Source organism: Petrocella atlantisensis, from assembly GCF_900538275.1.
Classification (GTDB): Bacteria; Bacillota; Clostridia; order Lachnospirales; family Vallitaleaceae; genus Petrocella; species Petrocella atlantisensis.
On the sequence record NZ_LR130778.1, the window covers coordinates 111,037 to 126,122 of the forward strand.

Consider the following 15,086-nt stretch of genomic DNA (forward strand, 5'->3'; position numbering starts at 1 on the left):
TATGCAGGCTTTAGAACACTCTTGCAATTATTTCTTTTATGAAATGGGTTGGCGACTGAGTTATGATGAAGAAGGCAACTATAGTGATGCAAACGGTATTCGTCTCCTTGGAGAATATGCCGGTCGATTTGGTTTAGATTCTAAAACAGGAATAGAAATAGGCGAAGCCTCATCTACACTTGCTGAAAGGGATGCAGTTAGAGCAACCATCGGTCAAGGCACACATGATTTTACCCCTGTACAACTAGCACGGTATATGAACACACTTGCTAATGACGGTAAGATGCAAGAACTTAATGTGGTAGACAAAATCATGGAAAAATCAGGTGATATCGTGGTGGACTTCACACCAAAAACTATTATTGAAAACAACTTTAATCAGAACCACTTGGATGTTGTAAAAAAGGGAATGTTAGATGTAACGGAAGGCTCTAGTGGTACAGCCAGATCCTATTTTGCTGATTTTCCTATTTCAATTGCCGGGAAAACAGGGACAGCCGAACTTATTAAGTCCAGAGCGTCACATGCAATCTTTACAGGATTTGCACCTTATGATGACCCTACTGTGTCGATTGCAACGGTTATTCATTTTGGTTATTCATCAAAATATGCAGCCTTAAATTCCAAAAAGGTGCTTTCTATGTATTTCGAAGTCAATAAAGAAGCAGAAAACTATACAACAGGTAGCAAGTTGAATTAATTAGGCTTAAGAAACATATCGTCCAACTGTATACAATGTGTCTGTTATTATGTATAATAAGGATTAGAAAAATTTTTATTGAATTAAGAGGGATTATATGAATGAATTGGTATTAATCAAAGGCAATCGTTTTGGACTGAATTTTATAATGGATCAAGATGCTGATTTTGAAGCCCTCCTAAAGGCTACAAAAGTAAAATTAACTGAAGGAAAGAAATTTTTTGGCAACGCCAAAGTATCGATTGGATTTGAAGGGCGTAGCCTTAGTGATACCCAACAACAGTCTATTATTCATATGATTCATGAATTAACTGACATGGAAGTTTTTTGTGTTGTTGATGAAAACATGCCAATTGTATCTCCGGAAAGTCTGAAGGCAATGGCTGCTTTAACAAAAGAAACCGTACCTATGGGACATTTCCCAAAAGAGGTGGCTGTATTTCATCAAGGTACATTAAGGTCCGGACAGGAACTGAATATGGATACGGGAATCGTTATACTGGGTGATGTCAACCCAGGTGCTAAAGTGACGGCCACAGGTAATATCGTTGTGCTTGGCAATCTCAAGGGATACGCCCATGCAGGATGTGATGGCGAAAGACAAGCATGTGTCATAGCCTTAAACATGCAGCCAACTCAGATTCGGATTGGAGACGTCATAGCACGTTCACCAGATAAATTCGAAGAAAGTAGAACTGTGGCACAAATAGCTTTTATTGAAGATGAACGTATCGTCATTGACCATATTGAAGGCAACACCCATAAGGATTTCAAAATCTTAAACTAAAATGCAAAGGGGATCAAACGCGTGAGTGAATGTATTGTAATTACCAGTGGAAAAGGTGGCGTCGGTAAAACTACCACAAGTGCTAATATCGGTATCGGATTGGCAATGTTAGGAAAAAAAGTAATATTAATAGATGCAGATATCGGTCTTAGAAATCTAGATGTCGTTTTGGGATTGGAAAATCGTATTGTATATAATCTTGTTGATGTAGTAGAGGGCAATTGTCGCTTAAAGCAAGCCTTAATCAAAGATAAAAAGTTTCCAGAATTATTTTTATTGCCAGCTGCACAAACGAGAGACAAAGATGCTGTATCACCGGAACAAATGAAAGAACTTTGTGAGAATCTTAAAGAAGATTTTGATTATGTGATTATCGACTGTCCTGCTGGAATTGAGCAAGGCTTTAAAAATGCAATAGCAGGTGCGGATAGAGCAATTATCGTAACCACACCAGAGATATCAGCAATTAGAGACGCAGATAGAATTATCGGTTTACTTGAAGCCAATGAAATGAAAGACCACCGTCTTATTGTAAATCGTTTAAGAACAGATATGATAAAACGAGGGGATATGATGTCCGTTGAAGATGTCATTGATATTCTAGCCATCGATCTCATTGGTGCGATACCGGATGATGAAAACATTGTCATCTCAACAAATAATGGTGAGCCGATTGTCGTCAATCAAGATGTATTGTCCGGAAAAGCATATTTGAACATTTGTAAACGTATTATGGGAGAAGATGTACCTTACCTAGACCTTAATGTTAATGTTAGTTTTTTCAAGAAATTGAGAAATATTATGGGTATAAATAATTAGAGAGGAGCCTTATAATGGGATTTTTCAGTAAAAAGAAACAATCAAGCAGTGTTGCAAAGGATCGTTTGAAATTGGTTCTAATCCACGACAGGGCCAACTGCAATACAGAGTTACTTGAAATGATGAAGCAGGAAATAATTGATGTCATAAGCCGATATATGGAAATAGATGAGAAAGGCTTGGAAATTAATTTGGGTACAACTTCTTCAGAATATGAAAATGGGATTGTACCGGCACTTTATGCCAATATTCCAATCCGTAATATGCGTGCTCCGGCTAAGAGAACGTAAATATGTTTAAGCAATATGATTTTAAACGTTTTGACTATGTATTGGTTTTACTCATAGCTTTACTCGGTATTATCGGTATTGTTGCTATCGGAAGTGCTACGCGTGTATATAGCCCTGATGGGACCAATGAAATCGTAAACAAGCAAATGATTGGCTATGTTCTAGGATTTTTTATTCTTCTATTCTTTGCATTTTTTGATTATCATTGGTTAGGAAAGTTAGCTATTCCCATATATATATTTACTATTCTATTATTAGCTTTGGTACTGGTTGCAGGATCAGAAACCAATAACGCAGTGAGATGGATTGACATAGGTCCATTCAGACTGCAACCCAGTGAATTTGCGAAAATATTCCTTGTTTTGGTTTTAGCCAAGTATTTTGATAAGTTCCAGGATAAAATTAATCAGTGGTATATTGTTATAGGATCTATTCTAATCACTGCTGTACCTACACTTTTAATTATAAGGCAACCCGATCTTTCTACAGGCATGATTATGTTCTTAATTCTTGCCTTCATGATTTATGTCTCAGGTATAAGTTATCTGTATGTAGCAGGCGCAGGTGCTGTATTAATACCATCTGCCTTAATTGGTCTCTGGTATATTCAAAAGCCAGACCAGACATTATTAAAAGAGTATCAAGTGAATCGAATACTATCGTTAATTCGACCTGACAGCGTGGACCCGTCCTTACTCATGCAAACCAATAATTCCATTCAGGCCATCGGTTCAGGTCGTATATTTGGTAAAGGATTGTATCTGGGCAAAGTCAATCAATATGATTATTTGCCTGAACCTCAAACTGATTTTATTTTTTCCATCATTGGTGAAGAATTTGGTTTTTTTGGATGTACAATTGTCATTTTTTTACTGTTCATTCTCATACTAAAATGCTTATGGATTGCCAAAGATACTACCGATTTATTAGGTAAGTTAATTATTACAGGTATTGTGGCCATTATCACATACCAGTCTTTTGTTAATATTGGTGTCACAACCGGTATTGTACCAAATACAGGCATACCTTTACCTTTTATAAGTGCAGGATTAAGTTCTTTATTAGCCAATATGATGGGCATGGGTATTATACTCAATATAGGCATGCAAAGGAAGTCGACACAAAAATAAGTATCTTAATAACGATCTAATTACAAAGGGGGTCTACTCATGAACATCGGTTTAATCGCTCACGACAACAAAAAAAAACTCATGCAGAATCTGTGCATAGCCTATAAAAACATTCTATCTAAGCATGATATATTTGCTACAGGTACAACCGGCAGGCTTGTAGAAGAGGTGACCAATCTTTCTATACAGAAATACTTGGCAGGACACTTGGGTGGACAACAACAGCTAGGATCTCAGATTGCACATAATCAGATTGATATGGTTATTTTTCTAAGAGATCCATTATCTCAGATGCAACATGAGCCGGATCCTTCCAGTGTCATTCGTTTATGTGATATACATAACATTCCCATTGCAACCAATCTGGCAACAGCTGAATTATTAATTAAATCCTTAGAACGTGGTGACTTGGAGTGGAGAAACGCACTCTAAAGTGAAGAAAATGAAAATAAACAAAGAGGTCAATCATGATTGACCTCTTTGCCTGCTTCATAAGAATAATCCTCAATATAAAGGTACTTTTCTTGTTAATATCTATTCATGATTAAGTATCAAAACTAAAGTTCTCAAAGCTCACATACTATATAGTTTTGACACTTAAACCATTTATTCAATCAGTTACCAAAATCTACTTGTATTAAGCTTTTACTAAGAATTCTTCCAAGAAATCCGGGACTTTACAAGTATCACAGGTTAAACTAAATACAAATCGAACGTCAAATTTATCGGATACAGCTTTTAATTTTTTAATTAATTCATCTGATTTTGAGATTTCATCGATGTGAGCTTGACGGAGTAGTCCATCAGCATAGACCTCAGTGATATCACTGTCTTCTGATAAAATACCACACATAAATCCAAAAAACTCCTTATAGTCTGCAATTGGATAGTCTGATATGTTAATATATCGAATCTCGTGTCTTAAATCGTACATATGACTTGAATCCAAATCAATATAGACAATGTGTCCCTTAGTAGTTGTAAGAGCATTATTGGCCATATCGATTAATGCCTTTGTTTTACCTTCACCTGTGTCACCTGCAACTAATCGTATCATAGCAATCTCCTCCTTGACATTAAAATGAATCCTCGTTGCAATCAGACTTATGTCTGAGAGCTATAATATAGTATTCTATGTTTGTAAGAGCTTTCCTTTTTTTAATTCAACATTTATAAAAAAAGTTTGAAAAAAATTTATATTTTGTACATATCCTACAATGAAAGAAGAAATGATGAAAACACTCTATAATATCTATAGTCAGTATTTAAAAAATGAATATGGTACAAAGGTATATAAATTGCCTATTAATTTACCCATAACCTGTCCTAATAGAGACGGAACACTTGGAAGGCAGGGGTGTTATTTTTGTAGTGATAAAGGTGCCGGTTTTGAATCCTTGCCATCTACAGAGTCTGTTGCAACACAATTAAGATCTAATATGGATTATATCGGTAAAAGATATGGTGCCCAGCAATTTATAGCTTATTTTCAAAATTATACCAATACTTATATGTCATATGAAGAATTTGATGCTTATATGCGTTCTGCTTGCATTGAGAATATTGTTGAAATTGATATCGCAACGCGACCGGACTGTATTGATCGTGAACATCTTAAAATACTGAAAAATATCCAAGACACCTATAACGTAGAAATTGTCATCGAACTTGGTCTTCAAACGACCAATGATGAAACACTGATAAAAATTAATCGTGGACATGATGTTGATTCATTTATAAATGCCACAAATCTAATTCATGATTATGGTTTTAAAGTATGTACCCACTTAATCATGAACTTACCCTGGGATGAAGATGATGAAGTATTAAAAATGGCTGCATTGATGAATCAACTTCATGTAGAAATGGTAAAATTACATGCTTTATATATCGCCAAAGATACTGTTTTTGAGGACATGTACACGCGGGGATTGTTTGAGATGAACACCATGGACAACTATATCAAGAGGGTGGTGGACTTTTTAACACATCTTGATCCAAATTGCACTGTTCAAAGACTGGTCAGTCGAGCTCCAAAAGATGACACTGTGTTTTGTAACTGGAATACGAGTTGGTGGATTATTAAAGAAAGTATTGAAAAAAAAATGTTGAAAGAAGGATTATATCAAGGTAAAATGATATAATGTCTAGAGAACTTACTAATGAGGTGGTTAAATGGCTTCTAAAAAAAATAGCAACCGCTATCTAAAACTAAAATCTGAAACTTCTCTCAAGACAGAGGCGACTAAACATTTGAATTTTGGTGTTTTCGTTTTTGTGCTTATATTGGCTTATTTAGTATTTATCATGATTTCTTTCGCCATAAAGGAAAAAGTGAACTATACCATAGCAGAACTTGGTACATTATCCAACTCAAATACATACACAGGTTTGGTCATACGAAAAGAAACAGTAACCATGGCTGACTCAGCCGGTGATATTCGCTATTTTTTGACAGAAGGTGCTCGAGTTAGAAACACCAATACCGTTTGTGGTATAATTTCTGATACGGATTATGTAGCCTTATTGGATGAAGAGATTTTTAAGGCAAATCAAAAACTAGATAGCAGCGATCCATCCTTTGAGGACAGTTACGGTTATCTTCAAAATCGCATCAAAAATTACGTCATAAACCAACACAGCAAAAAGTTTAACCATACATATGTTGTAAGAAAACAGTTAGAGAATGATATCAGCGATATACGAAACACTGTTATCATACAACAAAGAAGTTTGGGACTTTCTGATAGTTCAAATATTGATATGTTAGAAAATGAGTTAGGTAATAATATCCGTATGCATAAGGCAACCAGTAGTGGTTTGATCTCATACATCATAGATGGTATGGAAGATATTACAACAGAAAGTTTTAAAATTAGTGATTTATCTCGAACACCAAAAATTCAAGATACGGTTACCAAAACAAATATTTCTGTTGGTCAACCCATATTCAAAGTTGTCGATAATTACTTATGGCATATTGTCGCTGAAATTGATCCGGAAAGTGCCAAATTACTGGAAAATATGAAATATAAAACCATTCATTTTGTGGAAAAAGACATAGAGATTGTTGCAAAGATCCAAGTATTTACGGAAGACAATAAAACTTACATAAAAATAGAAGCCGATCGCATGTTAAATGAATTTTTAAATGAACGTTTTGTTGATTTTAGAATCATACACGAAAATCATCAAGGTATAAAAATACCCGAAACCGCAATTATTAAAAAGACATTTGCAGTTATACCTGCTCAGTACTTTGGGTATCTAAATAATCAGTATGGTGTCTATAAAAAAGTGCCTTCTGAAGAAGTACCTGGTGATAGTACCATCGATTTTACAACAGCAAGATTGTTTCAGAAAGTCGATGATTACGTCTATGTCCCTATATCTGACACCATTAAAGTCGGTGATGTGCTGTCCTATACGAATCCTGAATCAATGGCTACTACAGAGTTTATAATAGATAAGACAGAAGATTTAGAGGGTGTTTATGTGGTTAATAAAGGATTTGCTGATTTCAAATTCATTGAAACAACTTATAAAGATATCGATTATCGTATCGTAGCGCCATATACACCTTATGGAGTAAGAATATATGATCGAATAGCTACAGAAGGTATCACAACGACTGAGTACCAAACCATCAACTAAGGAGGCACATATGATTCAAGAAAATCTTAATAACATTAAAAAACAAATTACAGATATTTGTCTAAATATAGATAGAGATCCTAAAAGCGTTGTTTTAGTGAATGTGTCTAAGACAAAGCCAATCAGCATTCTAGAAGAAGGTTATGAAGCCGGGATGCGTATTTTTGGTGAAAATAAAGTTCAGGAAATCTGTGACAAATATGAACAGTTTAAAAAAGAAGATATAAAATGGCATATGATTGGACACCTGCAACGCAACAAAGTTAAATATATTGTCGACAAAGTCGACCTTATTCATTCAGTAGATTCTTACCGTCTTGCTGAAGCAATATCAAAAGAGGCAAAGAAAAAAAATGTGGTTGCCCATATTCTTATACAAGTCAATGTAGCCCAAGAAGAAAGTAAGTATGGTTTAGAAACCAAGGATGTAATGGACATGGTTAGGTCTATCCATCAATTGGAACATCTTAAGATTGAAGGCCTAATGACCATTGCACCTTTCGTTGATGATCCAGAGGAAAATCGCCCTATATTTAAAGCCTTATACCAACTTTCTGTTGACATAAAAGAACAAAACCTTGATAATGTGAGTATGGATGTCCTGTCTATGGGTATGACCAATGATTTTAAAGTCGCTATCGAAGAAGGGGCTACCATGATTCGTATCGGAACCGCTTTATTCGGTGATCGAAACTATTGATAATATGGTTAAATACAAGGGGTGAACATTATGGCAAAATTCATTGATAAAATGATGGATATGATGAAATTAAACGATTATGATGATGAACAAGAAGATATTGATGTTCGTGAAGATTACATACAAGAATCTGCTTACCGTCAAACAATCAAAGACAATCAAGGAGAACAAACAAGGTCTTTCAGAAGTTTTTCAGGGGGTAAAGATACACCAAGTGCTTCTAAAGTAGTAAATTTTCAAGCAAGTGTACAAATGGAAGTTGTTGTTATTCAACCTGAATCCTATGATGAAGCGCAAGATATATGTGATCATATTAAAAGCCAACGTCCGGTGATTATTAATCTTGAAAATATGGAACGTAATGTGGCGCAACGTATTATGGATTTTGTTAGTGGATCCTGCTACACATTAAATGGCAATCTTCAAAGGGTAACAAACAATATCTTTATTATTGCCCCTGAAAATGTAGATGTTGCCGGTGATTTTAGAGAAGAACTCAAATCAAACGGCATAATTTTACCTTGGAAAACTCAGGAAGATTAGATGAATTACTGACTTTTTTGGAGGTTTTATGACAGTTTTATTTATTCGAGCACTTTACTATTTTCTCGTTATATTAAGTACTTTGATTGTTGTGAGCGCCTTAATTTCATGGTTGCCCATTAATCATGGTAGCTTTTTAGTACGTTTATTACACAGTATCATTGATCCAATATTGGTACCCATTCGAACGATGATCAAAAAATCGATTTTTGGCGGTGCCAATATGGCTTTGGATTTCTCTCCTTTCATAGCTTATTTGATTTTAACGACCTTACAAAATTATTTACGTCCATATATGTAAGGTGGTTTATTTCTGATGGAAGCAAAAGATAAATCCGATCAATTATTTCTTCATAGGCTTGAAGACCTTTCTCGTAAAGCGATTGCTATGAATTGGATGACATATACAGATTTTTTAGATCTTCATCAATTATCTTTAGCAAAGTCTTTTCTGAATAAATCCGGTTTATATTATCAAGCATATGGTGGTTATGCTCAAGCGGAAAGAGTTATGCTATTTCTATATCCCTCGGAGGCATCAACTGGGTTTGACTATGATTATGATGATCATGTCATGTATATACGCGTACAGTTACCGGTAATTATGAGTGGAAAAAGTCTTACACACCGTGATTATCTTGGCTCCCTTATGAGTCTTGGAATAGAGCGTAAACTAATCGGCGATCTCTTGGTTGATGAACAAGGTATGTCTTTGGTATGTATGGCAACGATTGGTGATTTTATCATGGATCAGATAGTGAGTATTGGTAGAACCAAGGTCAATCTTAAACAAATCACTAAAGCAGACTTTGAGATTATGAATGAACAAAACTATGATCACATCAAAGGAACCGTGGCATCTTTAAGATTAGATAATATTCTTAAGCTAGGTATAGGATTGTCTCGCCAGAACAGTGTTCATTATATTCAAATGGGGCGTGTTTTTATTAACGGTAAGGAAACATCTCAAACAAGTAGGATTGTAAAAGCCAAAGATATCATCTCTATTCGAGGCATTGGGAAGATACGTTTGGCGTGCATTGGGAAAATTACAAAAAAAAATCGAATCGTAGTAGAAATCGATCGATATCAATAGGAGGGTAATAATGGCTAGACTAACACCGATAGACATAGAATCAAAAACATTTACAAAAAGCGTATCAGGTTATAACAATCGAGAAGTTAAGACCTTTCTTCGAGAAGTCTTGGTGAATTATGAACAACTCTATAAAGAAAACATTGAACTTAAAGATAAAGTAAATATGCTTAATGAAGGCATACAATACTATAAAACCATAGAAGATGTCCTACAAAACACTCTAATCCAAGCAGAAAAGATGGCTGAAGAGACTAAGAATCTGGCACGAAAAAAAGCAGAACAGATCATAAAAGAAGCTGAGATCAATGCTCAGGCTATTGTAAATGAAGGTAAGAATGAGGTTTATACCATCAATAAAAAAAGAGAAGAACTCATCAAGCAATATGATGCGTCCAAAATTCAAATCAAGCATTTTTTAAATGCTCAGCTTGAGATGACGGAAAAGAATGAACTTGAACTTCTAAAGAGCATAAATGCAGTCCCTCTTAATGGGTCCTATACATTTGATGAAGAAGACGTTGTGGAAGAAAATCAAAGTGAAACTAGTGACGAGACTTTTGAGTCATAGATGATTATGAATATGCAAAATCAACTGTCTAAGTATGCTTAGGCAGTTTTATTTGGAGGACTTATGAATTCAATACATGTAGAAACACCCCTTAAAAACTATAACATACATTTTGAGGCTTCTTTTAAATCTCTACCTGAACATATCTTGGAACTTAAGAAAAATTATAGCAAAATCGCGATTATATCCGATGATCAAGTTGCGCCATTATATACTTCCCAAGTAAAAACCGTCCTTGAATCCCTTAATGTTGAGATTCTAAATTTTGATTTTGCTCATGGTGAAATAAATAAGAATTATAAAACCATTAACTTAATCTATGATTTCTTAATTACCAACCAATTTGATCGACAATCCCTATTAATAGCTCTAGGTGGTGGTGTTGTAGGAGACATGGTGGGTTTTACAGCCGCAACGTATATGCGCGGTATTGATTTCATTCAGGTACCAACAAGTCTACTCGCTCAAGTAGATAGCAGCATAGGTGGTAAGACCGGTATTGATTTTAATGGCTATAAAAATATTGTTGGCGCATTCCATCAACCTGAAATGGTTTATGTTAACACAAAGACCCTTAGAACATTACCTACCCAAGAATTTGCTTCGGGCATGGGTGAAGTCATTAAGCATAGTTTAATTAAAGATGAAGCCTATATGTCTTTTCTAGAAAATAACGTGGATGCCATTAAAGGGCTGAATCATGAAGCCATTACAGAGCTGATTAAGTTGTCTTGTCTTATTAAGTCAGATGTCGTATCAAAAGATGAAAGAGAGCAGGGGCTAAGAGCCACGCTTAATTTCGGACACACGATCGGGCATGCTATTGAAAGATTAATGAATTTTAAGCGCCTTCATGGTGAATGTGTAGCCCTCGGTATGTTAGCAGCTTCTCATATCAGTTATGCCATTGGCCATCTAACAACCTCGGATATGGATAGAATTTCATCTCTAATAGATTTATATAATCTTCCGGTTAAAATCGATGGTTTATCGCCGGAGACTATTTACACAGAGTTGTTTTTTGATAAAAAAACAAAACATCATCAGCTTAATTTTGTCCTACTCAAAACAATAGGAACATGCTATATGGACAATCAGTTGAACGAGAAATTGATTATGGAAGGTATTAAGGCAATCCTTAAATAGGTGTTTTTATGTTTATAATAAGTATAATTTGCATTATAGCATTGGTTGGATTCGATCAATGGACAAAATGGTTAACCATAGCACATTTAAAACAACAAAATGATATTGTGATCCTTGAAGGGATTTTCAAGCTAACCTATGTTGAAAATCGTGGTGCAGCTTTTGGTATGTTACAAAACCAAATTATAATTTTTGCTATCTTTACGATCCTAACGTTATTAGCCATGATCGTCATTTACTATATTCTTCCAAGAGAAAAATCATATTTTCCATTGAGGGTTACTATGGTTCTTTTGTTTTCAGGCGCTCTTGGAAATTTTATCGACAGAATGAGGAATGGATTTGTGGTTGATATGTTTCATTTTCACTGGTTTGAGTTTCCCGTTTTTAACGTAGCGGATATCTTGGTCGTTGTTGCATGCTTCACGCTTATTTATCTTGTTCTGTTTCATTATGAAGAAGAAGATCTAGATATAAAGAAATGGTTGCGTGGTCGTCATGAATAATCAAGAATTTATTGTCTCTAAAGAGGAAATTGGTGAAAGATTAGACAAATATCTAACATCTAAGTTATCGGATGTAACTAGATCCCATATTCAAAAGTGGATTGTAGAAGGGCATGTTACCATAAATCTTTTACCGGTCAAATCCAATTATAAAGTACAACTGGGGGACAAGGTAATACTGACAATACCTCTTGTTAAGGATGTCGCTATAACGCCAACGCCTATGCGCCTAGATATTGTATACGAGGACCCTGACCTTCTAATCATTAATAAGCCGGTTGATATGGTTGTACATCCGGCACCCGGTCACTATGAAGATACCTTAGTTAATGGTATTATGCATCACTGTAAGTCAAGTCTGTCCGGAATCAATGGTGAGTTGCGTCCTGGAATCGTTCATCGTATTGATAAAGATACCACAGGTCTTCTGGTTGTTTGTAAGAATGACCATTCCCACGTACATGTAGCAGAACAGCTTAAAGAACACAAAGTCGATCGCCTCTATGAAGCCATTGTCTATAACAATGTAAAAGACGAGGAGGGGACTATAGAAGGTCCTATCGGTCGTCACCCGATTAACCGAAAGAAAATGGCCATTAATTTCAAGAATGGCAAAGATGCAATTACCCATTATAAAGTCCTAAATCGATTAGAACATGGTTTTACACATATCGAACTTAAGCTTGAAACAGGGCGTACCCACCAAATTCGTGTTCATATGGCCAGTATCAATCATCCGTTACTTGGAGACCCTCTCTATGGCCCTAGAAATAGCCATATGAAGTTGCCTGGACAGATGCTTCATGCAAAGACACTTGGCTTTATACATCCATCAACAGGCCAGTATATGTCCTTTACAGCTCAAAGGCCTATCGATTTTGAAAATGCTTTGCTTCGTCTTGGATATAAAAAATAATGCGTTTCGTCATAAAAACATAGACAAGAATAGAACTCTATGTTAAATTATATTTAATGTTTGGTTAAAGCATCAAAACTATATAGTGAACTTTCACATTTAATATATAGTTATGAATGTATCAACTTCACAAAAATTCATTATCCAGAATCTTTTTAAATTAGTTCCGTGAGACTAATAAGAGGTTGTCGATCGTAATTGCTACGGCTTCTTATTATGTTATTTAATAAGAGGTCTTTTTATTTGTCAAAAGGAGAGGGACACGACTATGAAATATATATTGGACCAACAGGCTATAGGACGCATGGTTACACGTATCGCCCATGAAATTATTGAGAATAATAAGGGTGTTTCCGATGTCGTAATCCTTGGTATTAAAACAAGAGGTGTTCCTCTGGCAAAAAGAATCGTAGCGAAAATAGAAGAAATAGAAGGCCTTAAAGTACCCTTTGGGTCTCTAGACATCACCTTTTACCGAGATGACTTAGAAAAGAAAAGCATACAACCCGTGGTTAATAACCAACTCAATATTAATGTCAACGATCAAATTGTGGTTTTGGTGGATGATGTTGTCTATACCGGTAGAACTTGTAGAGCAGCGCTGGATGCGGTTATGGATGCCGGACGTGCACGAAAGATACAATTTGCAACACTTATTGACAGAGGACATAGAGAATTACCACTTCGAGCGGATTACGTCGGTAAAAATGTACCAACATCAAAAGAAGAAATTGTTTCTGTTCATTTAGTAGAAATCGATGGGGAAGACAGTGTCGTTATTGAATAAGATTATAAATAATTTAGGCCAGTAACTCAGTCAATCTACAATAATAAATAGGCGAGTAGCTTATTGTATTATATAGCCTACGGGCAAAACTATCTTAGGGGGCAACATAATGGAAAATATTTCACTATCAAAAAAAATGATACTTGGCTTACAACATGTTCTTGCCATGTTTGGCGCAACAGTTCTTGTACCTTTCTTAACCGGTCTTGATCCAGCGATTGCATTGCTTGGAGCAGGGGTTGGAACCTTACTGTTTCACTTATGTTCAAAAGGTATTGTACCGGTATTTCTAGGTTCAAGCTTTGCCTTTATCGGTGCAATTGCATTAACGCTTCAAAGCGAAGGCCTAGCATTTGTCAAAGGCGGTCTTATTGCAGCCGGTTTTGTCTATATGTTTATCGCCGTAGTTATCTATTTCATTGGCGTAGATGCGGTTAAAAGACTTTTTCCACCGATTATTACTGGACCCATTATCATGGTTATCGGACTTAGACTTAGCCCTGTTGCCGTAAACATGGCTTTTTATCAAGATGGTACTTTTAACCTAACGTCGACGATTATAGCTGGTATAGTTATTTTGACCATGGTGGTCGTATCCATTTTCTTCAAAGGCTTCTTCAAACTTGTTCCTATATTAATCGCAATCACAGTAGGCTATATTGCATCAATGCTTTTTGGTATAGTAGATTTTGGACCTATACAAGACGCAAGCTTCTTTACATTCCACAAAGAATCTGATGCCCTAAAGAATCTTCTAACCATGCCTAGATTCACTTTATCAGGCATTATTGCCATCGCACCAATCGCTTTTGTTGTCTTTATCGAACACATTGGAGACATAACGACCAATGGCGCTGTCGTAGGTAAGAACTTCTTGGAAAATCCCGGTGTTCATAGAACGATTTTAGGAGATGGTGTGGCCACTGCTTTTGCCGGTCTTATAGGCGCTCCTGCTAATACGACTTATAGTGAAAATACTGGTGTGCTGGCTGTAACCAAGGTTTATGATCCATCTATTATAAGAATTGCTGCAATTTTCGCCATCATTATGAGTCTTTTTGGACCACTTACAGCAACCATAAGTACCATACCGCTACCGGTTATGGGTGGTGTCAGCGTTATCCTTTTTGGTATGATTGCATCAGTAGGAGTACGAATTGTGGTTTCCGCAGATCTTGATTTCTCCCACAGCCGAAACCTAATGATATCAGCGTTGATACTTGTCTTAGGTATTGGTGTAGATGCTTTTCCACTGGGTTCAAGTGGTGTGACGATTTCCGGTCTTGCAATTGCTGCATTAATCGGTGTTGTCCTTAATTCAATATTACCTTCTGAAATATAAAAAATATTATAAGAATTTTCCAAACAAAAAGTGATGGCCTAGGCTGTCATTTTTTTACATATATGTTATAATCAAGACGATACGAATCAAGAACAAAGA

At 35.7% G+C, this 15,086-nt stretch carries 19 protein-coding genes; 18 read left to right on the forward strand and 1 reads right to left on the reverse strand.

The annotated features are described in order from the left end of the window. The first annotated feature begins 1 nt into the window (after nt 1). The 6 genes from PATL70BA_RS16675 (at nt 2) to mgsA (ending at nt 4,158) form a co-directional block, all read left to right on the forward strand. On the forward strand, nt 2–700 hold the full coding sequence (locus PATL70BA_RS16675; RefSeq protein ID WP_125135547.1) for a penicillin-binding transpeptidase domain-containing protein: 699 nt from the start codon (nt 2–4) through the stop codon (nt 698–700). 97 nt (nt 701–797) lie between these two features. After that, complete coding sequence (gene minC, locus PATL70BA_RS00615) at nt 798–1,487, forward strand: septum site-determining protein MinC (protein ID WP_125135548.1); 690 nt, start codon at nt 798–800, stop codon at nt 1,485–1,487. Nucleotides 1,488–1,508: 21 nt separating this feature from the next. Next, nucleotides 1,509–2,306, forward strand: a complete 798-nt coding sequence (gene minD, locus PATL70BA_RS00620) for a septum site-determining protein MinD (protein ID WP_125135549.1) — start codon at nt 1,509–1,511, stop codon at nt 2,304–2,306. A gap of 14 nt (nt 2,307–2,320) precedes the next feature. Beyond that, on the forward strand, nt 2,321–2,596 hold the full coding sequence (gene minE / locus PATL70BA_RS00625; protein WP_125135550.1) for a cell division topological specificity factor MinE: 276 nt from the start codon (nt 2,321–2,323) through the stop codon (nt 2,594–2,596). A 2-nt stretch (nt 2,597–2,598) separates the two neighbouring features. Next, nucleotides 2,599–3,726 carry an FtsW/RodA/SpoVE family cell cycle protein gene (locus PATL70BA_RS00630; protein ID WP_125135551.1) on the forward strand — a complete coding sequence of 376 codons (1,128 nt, stop codon included), beginning with the start codon at nt 2,599–2,601 and terminating at the stop codon, nt 3,724–3,726. A 39-nt stretch (nt 3,727–3,765) separates the two neighbouring features. Beyond that, on the forward strand, nt 3,766–4,158 hold the full coding sequence (gene mgsA / locus PATL70BA_RS00635) for a methylglyoxal synthase (protein ID WP_125135552.1): 393 nt from the start codon (nt 3,766–3,768) through the stop codon (nt 4,156–4,158). A 205-nt stretch (nt 4,159–4,363) separates the two neighbouring features. Here mgsA and PATL70BA_RS00640 read toward each other — a convergent pair whose 3' ends face one another. Next, nucleotides 4,364–4,783: a twitching motility protein PilT gene (locus PATL70BA_RS00640; protein ID WP_125135553.1), complete on the reverse strand. Its 420-nt coding sequence runs from the start codon at nt 4,781–4,783 to the stop codon at nt 4,364–4,366. A gap of 160 nt (nt 4,784–4,943) precedes the next feature. Here PATL70BA_RS00640 and PATL70BA_RS00645 point away from each other — a divergent pair, with 160 nt between their 5' ends. The 12 genes from PATL70BA_RS00645 (at nt 4,944) to PATL70BA_RS00700 (ending at nt 14,987) form a co-directional block, all read left to right on the forward strand. Next, complete coding sequence (locus tag PATL70BA_RS00645; protein WP_125135554.1) at nt 4,944–5,870, forward strand: TIGR01212 family radical SAM protein; 927 nt, start codon at nt 4,944–4,946, stop codon at nt 5,868–5,870. 31 nt (nt 5,871–5,901) lie between these two features. Further along, nucleotides 5,902–7,380 carry an HlyD family efflux transporter periplasmic adaptor subunit gene (locus tag PATL70BA_RS00650; RefSeq protein ID WP_125135555.1) on the forward strand — a complete coding sequence of 493 codons (1,479 nt, stop codon included), beginning with the start codon at nt 5,902–5,904 and terminating at the stop codon, nt 7,378–7,380. Nucleotides 7,381–7,390: 10 nt separating this feature from the next. After that, a complete protein-coding gene (locus tag PATL70BA_RS00655; RefSeq protein ID WP_125135556.1) occupies nt 7,391–8,080 on the forward strand; it encodes a YggS family pyridoxal phosphate-dependent enzyme in 690 nt (229 codons plus the stop codon). A gap of 30 nt (nt 8,081–8,110) precedes the next feature. Beyond that, on the forward strand, nt 8,111–8,623 hold the full coding sequence (locus PATL70BA_RS00660; protein WP_125135557.1) for a cell division protein SepF: 513 nt from the start codon (nt 8,111–8,113) through the stop codon (nt 8,621–8,623). 28 nt (nt 8,624–8,651) lie between these two features. Further along, nucleotides 8,652–8,924, forward strand: a complete 273-nt coding sequence (locus PATL70BA_RS00665; protein ID WP_125135558.1) for a YggT family protein — start codon at nt 8,652–8,654, stop codon at nt 8,922–8,924. Between the two features lie 15 nt (nt 8,925–8,939). Beyond that, nucleotides 8,940–9,719, forward strand: a complete 780-nt coding sequence (locus tag PATL70BA_RS00670; protein ID WP_125135559.1) for a YlmH family RNA-binding protein — start codon at nt 8,940–8,942, stop codon at nt 9,717–9,719. A gap of 10 nt (nt 9,720–9,729) precedes the next feature. Continuing rightward, complete coding sequence (locus PATL70BA_RS00675) at nt 9,730–10,290, forward strand: DivIVA domain-containing protein (protein WP_125135560.1); 561 nt, start codon at nt 9,730–9,732, stop codon at nt 10,288–10,290. A 63-nt stretch (nt 10,291–10,353) separates the two neighbouring features. After that, on the forward strand, nt 10,354–11,436 hold the full coding sequence (gene aroB / locus PATL70BA_RS00680; RefSeq protein ID WP_125135561.1) for a 3-dehydroquinate synthase: 1,083 nt from the start codon (nt 10,354–10,356) through the stop codon (nt 11,434–11,436). 8 nt (nt 11,437–11,444) lie between these two features. Further along, nucleotides 11,445–11,942, forward strand: coding sequence for a signal peptidase II (gene lspA / locus PATL70BA_RS00685; protein ID WP_125135562.1), 498 nt, complete (start codon nt 11,445–11,447; stop codon nt 11,940–11,942). Further along, entirely contained in the window at nt 11,935–12,858 is a 924-nt protein-coding gene (locus PATL70BA_RS00690; protein WP_125135563.1) for an RluA family pseudouridine synthase, read from the forward strand. The genes lspA and PATL70BA_RS00690 overlap by 8 nt, the downstream gene beginning before the upstream one ends. 241 nt (nt 12,859–13,099) lie before the next feature. Next, nucleotides 13,100–13,645 carry a bifunctional pyr operon transcriptional regulator/uracil phosphoribosyltransferase PyrR gene (pyrR, locus tag PATL70BA_RS00695; protein ID WP_330510366.1) on the forward strand — a complete coding sequence of 182 codons (546 nt, stop codon included), beginning with the start codon at nt 13,100–13,102 and terminating at the stop codon, nt 13,643–13,645. A 109-nt stretch (nt 13,646–13,754) separates the two neighbouring features. Continuing rightward, nucleotides 13,755–14,987 carry a uracil-xanthine permease family protein gene (locus PATL70BA_RS00700; protein WP_125135565.1) on the forward strand — a complete coding sequence of 411 codons (1,233 nt, stop codon included), beginning with the start codon at nt 13,755–13,757 and terminating at the stop codon, nt 14,985–14,987. Nucleotides 14,988–15,086 lie beyond the last annotated feature (99 nt).